The sequence below is a fragment of the Caballeronia sp. LZ029 genome (genome assembly GCF_031451275.1).
Taxonomy (GTDB): Bacteria; Pseudomonadota; Gammaproteobacteria; order Burkholderiales; family Burkholderiaceae; genus Caballeronia; species Caballeronia jiangsuensis.
This window is the reverse complement of record NZ_JARUXO010000102.1, coordinates 21278-29422: the sequence shown is the minus strand read 5'-3', so window position 1 is coordinate 29422 and position 8145 is coordinate 21278. Positions and strand designations below refer to the sequence as shown.

The window sequence follows — 8145 nt, the reverse complement described above, 5'->3', positions numbered from 1 at the left end:
TCGCCACTCGAGGTCTTCGCCGCCACACTCGCTTCCGCAGCTCAACCTCATGGCTCTAAACATTAAATCCGCTGTTGCGCTTCAATCTTGAAACCGCCCTTCATAAACATATTCGGAGTCGCGATAACCATGAGCGCGATGAAGATGGTCGGAAGCTAAGGCCCGAGGGGCCTGTCTTTTCGCACATGACGTTTGGATGATGGTCGTCGGGTTTACCGAAATACTCACGGGCAGGCGAATGGAACTCGTCCGACTTACACCGGACAACACGCGTACATGGGTCGCGCGGCGGTGCTTGAAACGCCGACGGCCCGCATCCTCGTCACGGAGCGTACGCACGAACCGTGGGATCTAAGCATGTTCGAGAGCGTCGGTATCGATCCGCGTGCCGCCAAGTTCTTGATGTTCAAGTCGCGCATGTATTGCCGCCCTGTGTTTGTGCCGATTTCGGGTGGCCTCGTTGAATGCGATAGCCGTGGCGTCACGAGTTCCGACTACGGCCTTTTCTCGTTCAGAACTTGAAACGACCGGTCTATCCGCTGGATACGGGCATTGAATTGATCGGTTCAAGCGGGTGGTGACGCGGGATCAGATCGCCGCGTTCCAGGGCAACTTGCTGGGTTTCGGCCTGATTCGCCAGCTGTGAGCGTTAGCGGTCTAGAAGTCCGTGTGGTGTCGGAGGAGCACTTCGTCGTCGCGCGCTGACCCGCTTCGAGTGGACGGGCACACGTCGGAATGCTTTCCTTGGCGTGCCACCACGGGGAGGTCGGCCAAGGTCTGGGCTATGGTCACCGACCGCTTCACGATGCCAGGATCGGGGAGACCCGAATCATCAAATACGCTAGGATTGATGGTGTAAGTTGGCGCGACTCCCTCGCGGGGCCAGTGACCCTGGGCGCAAGGGCGGTTCAGAGCGGCACGTCCTCGATTAGATCCAGACACACGGCGCGGATCCTGCGATCGACGAAATAGCCTCCGCCCTCGGTATAGCGCAGATAGAGACGGCCACAGGACGAACATTTCCACAGGCCGCAGCGGTTGTACGGAAAGTAACGCGGCGCGATGGGCGCATCGGCCGCCCAGTAGGTGGTCCCGTTGGGAAGATATTCGGAGTAGGTCGGTTCGGGATCGTCTTCCGGCAGCAAGGTGCCGATCTCGCGGAACTGCGCTTCGTCGAGGGAAAGCGGCTGGGATTGCCAGCCGTCGAGCGGAGTCTTCGTGCATGTGCAAGCACCGGAGGCTTTGGCCTCCGCGCGTCGTGCGTGCTCGATCAGTGCTGCGGTGTTCAGATAGTCAGCCATGGCGGCGTGTCGTCGATGAAGCGAACGTTCAATCATGCGCGCGTCCGCCGTGTTTAAGCAAGCCGTACTAGTTGCTGCGATGAACGCCGCGAACGTGGCACATCGAGCGCACACTATGCTCGTTGATATGCGCCCGTATGAACGCATGCTTCGCCGTTATCCCTTCGCAAGGATTCTGAAGAAGGGTGCCGCGTGCTGGAACTTCTGGTTCGGGGCGGCTGCACGGAAATCTCGATTGATAAAATTCTCCAGCGCAGGTCTTATTTCCCCACGGTAGCAGCCGTAGCGACGTCGTCTGATCGAGGCTGCGATCAGACCTCCTGTTGCATCAAGCGTCGCACCGATTTCTCCGAGATGAGCAGTCGGTGCCTTATCCGGGCTGCGCGGATTCAACGATAGCCGTAACAGAAGTGATTGCGCTCGAAGATGTCTGCGATGACGCGACGCGCACCCGCATGCCTATCAGCGACGAGCCAACGTGCACGGTAATAGCAGTAGGAACTGCGAGCAAGCCCCAAGACGGCTAAAATTCCGGAAGAAACGGTTTGTTTCAGGGCATCAGCCAGCATCGTCTTCTCCTGGTTGCTCAGGAGTTGCAGGTCGATTCCCATTCCTTTTTGTGTGATTCAGAGACATCGTTTCAACTAGAATGAAGCGATGGACCGCGAGATCGCAACACGATTACGGTGGGAATCGATGTATCACGAGACCGGCAACGCCGGTCTCGTATGCGCACGGTGTGGCTATCTCGAGACCGACACTTCGCAAGTGGTTACGACGCTATCAGGATGCTGGAGAAGAAGGTCTTCGTTCTCAAAGTCGCCGCCCTCTCAACAGTCCAAACCGGAAGGTCTCCGAGGCTGACCGGGCGACGATTCTACGACTGCGTTCCGAACACAAGGGAGCACGGCGGATCAAGACCGAGTTGCGACTCCGCGAGCAAAGAGACTTGTCCCTTGCAACCATTCACAAGGTGCTATGCGAAGCGTCTGTGAAGCCGTTGGTACGTTCCCGGCGGCCGGCACATCCCAAACGCTATAGCCGCCCGGTTCCTGGGGATCGGGTCCAGATGGACACAATGAAGATCGCGCGAGGCGTCTATCAGTACACGGCCATCGGCGACTGCTCGCGCTTCCGCGTACTGGCCGTCTATCCCCGCAGAAATGCCCGTAATACGCTGCTTTTTCTTGATCGCGTGATCGAGGAGATGCCGTTTCCTATCCAGCGTATCCAGACCGATAGGGGCGGCGAGTTCTTCGCCGAACCAGTGCAGCGGCGTTTGATGAGCGAGTGCATCAAATTTCGACCGATTCCGCCACGCTCGCCACACCTCAATGGCAAGGTCGAGCGCTCGCAGCTTGCTGACCTTAACGAATTCTGGTCCCACCATACTCCAACCGAGGATGCGATTGACCGGCGAATTGAGGAGTGGCAGTTCGAGTACAACTGGGGCCGCCCACACGGCTCACTCGGGGGCAAGACGCCGGTTGACCGAATCGCGGAAGTGAGCGAAATCACACCTCTCGCGGAGCAGGTGGAAAGCGCTTACGACGAGGAGAAAGAGCGAATCCGACATCGCGAATGGCGAGTCGACAAGATCCTTGCCCAGCATCATCGGCGCGCGCTTGATGTTGCGACTCCGGTAGAAGACGCGAAGTCTAGAACGCCAAGAAAAGCGGTCTTCAAGAAAGTGAAATGATGTCTGTGAATCGCACACATATGGACATTCCAATGCGCCATTGCACCGTGTCACTAGACGATAAGCCCGTCGTCATAGAAGGCCGCGCCATCGACGTCCACCTTGCGCGACATCCATGATAACCGTCTGCACCTATCTTCCTTCAAGTAATCGGTCGCGCTCGCGCCGATCAACTGTGCAGCTCGAGCGGGCTGGAATGGCAGTCAATGTCCATCTCACTGCGGGTTACGCTTCATCACGGCGAACCCGCCACGATCACGCCTACCGGTCTGAAGCCATAGCTGCGCACCGCGTCTTCGGACCACCTACGCAAACACCTTCGGCTGCGCGTCGGCAGGAGCATAGCCGCTGATCCGAGCGTTGCGGGACGAGTGAATTCCGCGGTGAGGCTCCCCTGTTGCCCAAGAAGGATCTCCAATATGATTCACCGTTGGCTTGCCAACTGGATGCATGGACATCTCTGAAAGTGTCGACAACAAGCATGAAAGGCGGGCCGCGTTTCCGTCCGACCGGCCGGCGAGGGAAAGCGACTGCATCCCGACTCTCGCGAACTCGACCCGGCGACCGGTCTTCGGGCAATCAATTCAGTCTCGAGAGAGCCAGGTTCGAAACGTCTGCCTCCGGCTCTTCGATCCGCCGGCGCACCACGAACATATAGACGATGGCGGCCCCGAACGCGACACCCGCGCTGATGAGAAACGCGTTGACGAAGGAATGCGTCGTGTCAACGACGACGCCCGTGATGAACGGCGCGAACGAACCACCGAAGTAGCCGCCGAAATTCTGGATGCTCGCCAGCGACGCGACCATGTGCCGTGGCGCGGCAACCGTTGCAAGCGCCCAGCACGCGCCGCTCGCCATGTTCACGAAGAACATTGCAGCGCAAAGGTAGACCATTGCCAACGTCAGATTCGGCGTGAACGCTGCGGGAACGGTGAAGAGGGCCGCGCCGACAAGACCCACGCAAATCGGCCATTTGCGGCTGCGCATGGGCGCCATGCCGCGCGCCATCAACCCGTCGGCGACGAAGCCGCTCGAAAGCATGCCGAGCGTGCCGAACAGGTACGGAATCGATACGAGCCACCCCGTGCTCGCTATCGACAGATGCCGCTCGTGTTCCAGGTACGCGGGTAGCCAGGTCAGATACAGCCACACCATGTAAATCACGCCCATGTTGCCGAAGATCATGCCCCACGTCGTCGCTTTGCTGAAGAGGCTGCGCCATTCGAGCATCGTCATGCGGCGCTCCGCCCGTTCGCCGCTTTCGCCGTCAGTGAGATAGGCGAGTTCGCGTGCGTCGAGCGGCATCGTGCGGCGGTCGCGATAAAGCAGATACCAGCCGATCGACACGACGATGCCCAGCACGCCCATGATGATGAACATCGCGCGCCAGCCAAACAGGAGCAGCAACATGGTCAGTACCGGAGGCGCGAGTGCGGGACCGATTGTGGACGACGTGATGAAAATGCCCGTCGGCCTGCCGCGCTCATGCACTCCGAACCATTCGCTGACGACCTTCGCGCCCGCCGGAAAGTTCGGCGACTCGCCAAGGCCGAGCGCCACGCGCGCAGCGAGAAACTGCGTCAAGCTCAACACGAGTCCGCCGCACAACTGGGCGGTCGACCAGACGAACATGCCGACGCCGAGCATGATCCGTGCGCCGAAGCGGTCCAGCAACACGCCGATAGGCAACTGCGCGAAAGCATAGGCAAAGGAAAACGCGGAGAGGAGCAACCCCATCTGCGAAGCAGACAAGCCCAGTTCCGCACTCACCGAATGATTCGCGATTGAAAGGGTGCTGCGGTCAAGATAATTCACGATGCCCGCGATCGTCAGCAACGCGATCGCCATGACCTGGATTCGCTTCAGGCGTGTCGATTTCTCGTGCATGGTGTCTCCTCCCGAGTTTTTATCCGAAGGCCGCGAGACGTTGCGGCCGTTATCGCTTATTCGCGACTGCAGGCGGTCAGGCGGCTGCGGTCAACGCGGGCGAGCCTGATTGATCACCACACGCGAATACGGACCGAGCACGGGGCCGTCGCCCGCCACGGTCGTACGGCGGAACACGCGGCGATACTTGCTCATGTCGTAGGCTTCGGCCTTGTGCAGCATGGTGCGGTTGTCCCATACGACGAGGTCGCCCTTTTCCCACTCGTGGAAATAGGTGAACTGCGGCTGCGAAATGTGTTCCACGAGTTTGCGATGCAGCGCGCGGGCTTCGTCCAATGGCAGACCGCTGATTTCGTTGCCGGCGTTTGCCGTCAGGTACAGCGACCGCTCGTAGTTGCGATCGGGATGTACACGAACGAGCGGGTGACTCACGGGCGGGACGGCTTCCTTCTCGAATTTCGTGAGAGGCGGGAGTTCGGGAAAGAGCCGCCGGCCGAATTCGTACGTATGAACCATATGCAGCGGCTCGATTTCGTCCTTGAGATCCTCCGGCAACGCGGCATACGCCGAGACCATGTTGGAAAAGCCTGTGCGTCCGCCCGGCGCGCCCTTCGGCATCACTTCGATTCCGTAAAGCAGAGAAACATACGCGGGCACATAGCGATACGAACTGTCCGTATGCCAGCGCGCGTTCACCTTCTGGAAAATCACGCGGAAATCGGTTTCCGGCAGGCTTTGACCGTCTGCGGCTACGTTCGCCACGTGATAGACCGATGGCGCCGATACGGTCTTGTCTTCCTCCGGGAAGTCTTCGAGCGGGCCCCACAGCTTCGAGAATTCGATCTGCTGCACTTCCGTGAGCGACTGCTTGCGAAAGCACAGCACGCCGTATGTCGCGATGGCTCGCTTCATTTCTGCGATCGTCTCGGGAAGAATCGGCTGCGCGAGATCGAGACCGGTCACTTCTGCGCCCAGCGCGTCCGCCAGCGGCGTAATGACGTAATCGGTATTGAGTTCGGCTTGCTCCATCGTCTTCGCTCCTTGGAAAAGTTTCGGTTCCCTTCTGGTATGTGACTGGCATGCCAGTAATGAGGCGATAGTAAGGCGCTTGTCGTGCAGCCTGCAACTGCGAGAAAACCCTATCTACGACGGGAGCTTAGGCCAGGCCGGGACGAGCGATCAGTCAAGGGGCAGCGGATGGGGGAGTGTCGACTGCGCGAAGGTGGTGAGATAGTCGATGAGGCGGTTCGAGGCGCGCCCGGCACGCGCCGGGTCGCCGGAAGCAATCGCCTCGACGAGGTTGCAGTGCACCGGACCGATCTCTCCGAGCGGATTGTGCTGGTCGTGGTGATAGAACCAGAAGCGGCGGGAGACCGTGTGCAACGTCGAAGCGAGCGCGGCCGCCGTGGCGTTGCGCGCAGCCTTGGACAGCAATTGATTGAGTTCGGCGTCTAGCCGAAGGAATTCGCGCGTGTCGCCATCGGCGACCGACCGTTCCGTGCGCTCGAAGTTAGCCGCGAAAGCCTTACGCTCCAGGGCATTGGACCGCCTCGCCGCCGCCGAGCTGAGTAGCCGGTCGAGTTCGCGTCGCGTTTCGAGCACTTCGAACTGGCGGCGCACGTCGATGGTCGTCACAACCACGCCGCGCCGGGGAATGATCTCCACCAGGTATTCGCGCGCAAGCCGTTGCAGCGCCTCGCGTATCGGCGTGGTGCCGATGCCGAGTTGCCGGCTGAGAATGGCTTCAGATACGAGCGCGCCCGGCGCCAGTTCCAGCGTCACGATCATTTCCTCCAGACGCCGATAGGCTTCCTGGTTGAGCGTGGTCGCGGACTCTTGCCCAGGTGCCGTGGTCGTTGGGGTGCCTCTGACGTCCTTCAGGCGCTGCACGTGACGGTCTCCGGATGCCGTATTGAGCCAAGCTGGCAATATACCGCTTATTTGCGCGACCAGGTCCACGGCGCGTCGCTGCGCTCGCCGCTCTCGCCCGCGCAGGGGCTCGCATCCGATCAACGATACACGCCCGCGCTCAGCTCACCGGGCCCAAACCTCAACAGTCGCAGGAATTCTGGCCCGAGTTCGTCGAGACGATTCACGCCGAGCAATCCCATATCCGCATGAATCTCTGCCTTCACGAGACCGATGGCATGCTCGACCCCGTCTTGGCCGCCCACGCACGCCGCGTAGTTCATTGGCCGCCCGATGAAAGCGCATTTCGCACCGAGAGCGACAGCCTTCAATACGTCGGTGCCGCGTCGAAAGCCGCTGTCGATCATGAGCGGCATGTCCGGACACGCTTCCCCGATGGGAGCCAGCATGCGCATCGGCGAGACCGATCCGTCGAGTTGGCGGCCGCCATGGTTGGACACGATGATGCCGTCGGCGCCGAGGTTTCGCGCGGTCGCGGCATCGTCCGGATGCAGAATGCCTTTGATCACCAGCGGTCCCTTCCAGCGCGCGCGAATTTCGCGGATCGCATCCCAGTCCAGGTGCTCACGCCCGCTGAAATCCCGGTTGGCTCGACGCGAGAGCAACGGTTCGCCCCTTTGCGCCGAGGCATTTTCGAAATGCGGCATGCCATGACGAACCAACGTGCGCAGGAACGTGAAGAGCGACCAGGTCGGATGCGTCAGGCCGTCGCGCAAGAGCTGAAAGTTCGGCCTGAGCGGAGTCCTGAAGCCGTTGCGCATGTTGTTCTCCCGATTCGGCACGACCGACGAGTCCACCGTGACGACTAGCGTCGATACGTTGGCGGCGCTGACTCTCTCCACCAGCGCGCGCATCTCTTCGAGCGTTCTCGGCATGTAGACCTGAAACCATGTTCCCGGCGCGGCCTCGACGACTTCTTCGAGCCGGAGGAGCGACGCCGCGCTGAGAATCATGGGCACACCGCACGCGCGCGCCGCCTGCGCCTGTGCGAGGTCGCCCCGGTAGCCCGTCAACGAACTGATGCCCATTGGCGCAATGCCGATGGGCGACTCGTAACGCACGCCGAAGAGTTCGATCGACTGGCTTCGCTGCGCCACGTTGCGCAGTACGCGCGGGACGAAGCCGAGTTCGTTGAAAGCCGCGCGGTTGTCCGCGAGGGACGCATTGTCTTCCGTCGCGCCCGCGACGTAACCGAAAAGAGGGCGCGGCAGCCTTCGCCTGGCCGCTGCTTCGAAATCGGCGAGCGACAGGAAGCCGCGCATTTGCCGGGAGACGCTTTTGGATTGCCTGATTGTGATCATGCCGCGCAACGACCTTCCATTTTCC

At 60.6% G+C, this 8145-nt stretch carries 5 protein-coding genes and 3 pseudogenes; 2 read left to right on the top strand and 6 right to left on the bottom strand.

What is annotated here, in order from left to right; genetic code table 11:
* Nucleotides 1-246 precede the first annotated feature (246 nt).
* Nucleotides 247-581 (top strand): annotated as a pseudogene (locus tag QCE73_RS38285) (MlrC C-terminal domain-containing protein); the annotation flags it as partial.
* A gap of 327 nt (nt 582-908) precedes the next feature.
* On the opposite strand, the gene QCE73_RS38280 reads toward QCE73_RS38285, so the two are convergent.
* Nucleotides 909-1301 carry a hypothetical protein gene (locus QCE73_RS38280; RefSeq protein ID WP_309885972.1) on the bottom strand — a complete coding sequence of 131 codons (393 nt, stop codon included), beginning with the start codon at nt 1299-1301 and terminating at the stop codon, nt 909-911.
* A 165-nt stretch (nt 1302-1466) separates the two neighbouring features.
* Nucleotides 1467-1927, bottom strand: a pseudogene (locus QCE73_RS38275) (IS3 family transposase); the annotation flags it as partial.
* Between the two features lie 31 nt (nt 1928-1958).
* Here QCE73_RS38275 and QCE73_RS38270 point away from each other — a divergent pair.
* Nucleotides 1959-3000: pseudogene (locus QCE73_RS38270) on the top strand (IS481 family transposase).
* Nucleotides 3001-3579: 579 nt separating this feature from the next.
* On the opposite strand, the gene QCE73_RS38265 reads toward QCE73_RS38270, so the two are convergent.
* The 4 genes from QCE73_RS38265 to QCE73_RS38250 all read right to left on the bottom strand — a co-directional run bounded on the left by QCE73_RS38265 (nt 3580) and on the right by QCE73_RS38250 (nt 8120).
* A complete protein-coding gene (locus tag QCE73_RS38265) occupies nt 3580-4890 on the bottom strand; it encodes an MFS transporter (protein ID WP_309885971.1) in 1311 nt (436 codons plus the stop codon).
* A gap of 90 nt (nt 4891-4980) precedes the next feature.
* The gene (locus tag QCE73_RS38260; RefSeq protein ID WP_233391170.1) at nt 4981-5919 is read right to left on the bottom strand and encodes a TauD/TfdA family dioxygenase; all 939 of its coding nucleotides are present in this window, start codon (nt 5917-5919) and stop codon (nt 4981-4983) included.
* 150 nt (nt 5920-6069) lie between these two features.
* The gene (locus tag QCE73_RS38255; RefSeq protein WP_233391172.1) at nt 6070-6780 is read right to left on the bottom strand and encodes a GntR family transcriptional regulator; all 711 of its coding nucleotides are present in this window, start codon (nt 6778-6780) and stop codon (nt 6070-6072) included.
* A gap of 119 nt (nt 6781-6899) precedes the next feature.
* The gene (locus tag QCE73_RS38250; RefSeq protein ID WP_233391174.1) at nt 6900-8120 is read right to left on the bottom strand and encodes an alpha-hydroxy acid oxidase; all 1221 of its coding nucleotides are present in this window, start codon (nt 8118-8120) and stop codon (nt 6900-6902) included.
* Nucleotides 8121-8145 lie beyond the last annotated feature (25 nt).

Coding starts and splice junctions, on each gene's coding strand:
- QCE73_RS38265 (WP_309885971.1), bottom strand. CDS start 4,890: ATGCACGAGAAATCGACACGCCTGAAGCGAATCCAGGTCATGGCGATC.
- QCE73_RS38250 (WP_233391174.1), bottom strand. CDS start 8,120: ATGATCACAATCAGGCAATCCAAAAGCGTCTCCCGGCAAATGCGCGGC.
- QCE73_RS38280 (WP_309885972.1), bottom strand. CDS start 1,301: ATGGCTGACTATCTGAACACCGCAGCACTGATCGAGCACGCACGACGC.
- QCE73_RS38260 (WP_233391170.1), bottom strand. CDS start 5,919: ATGGAGCAAGCCGAACTCAATACCGATTACGTCATTACGCCGCTGGCG.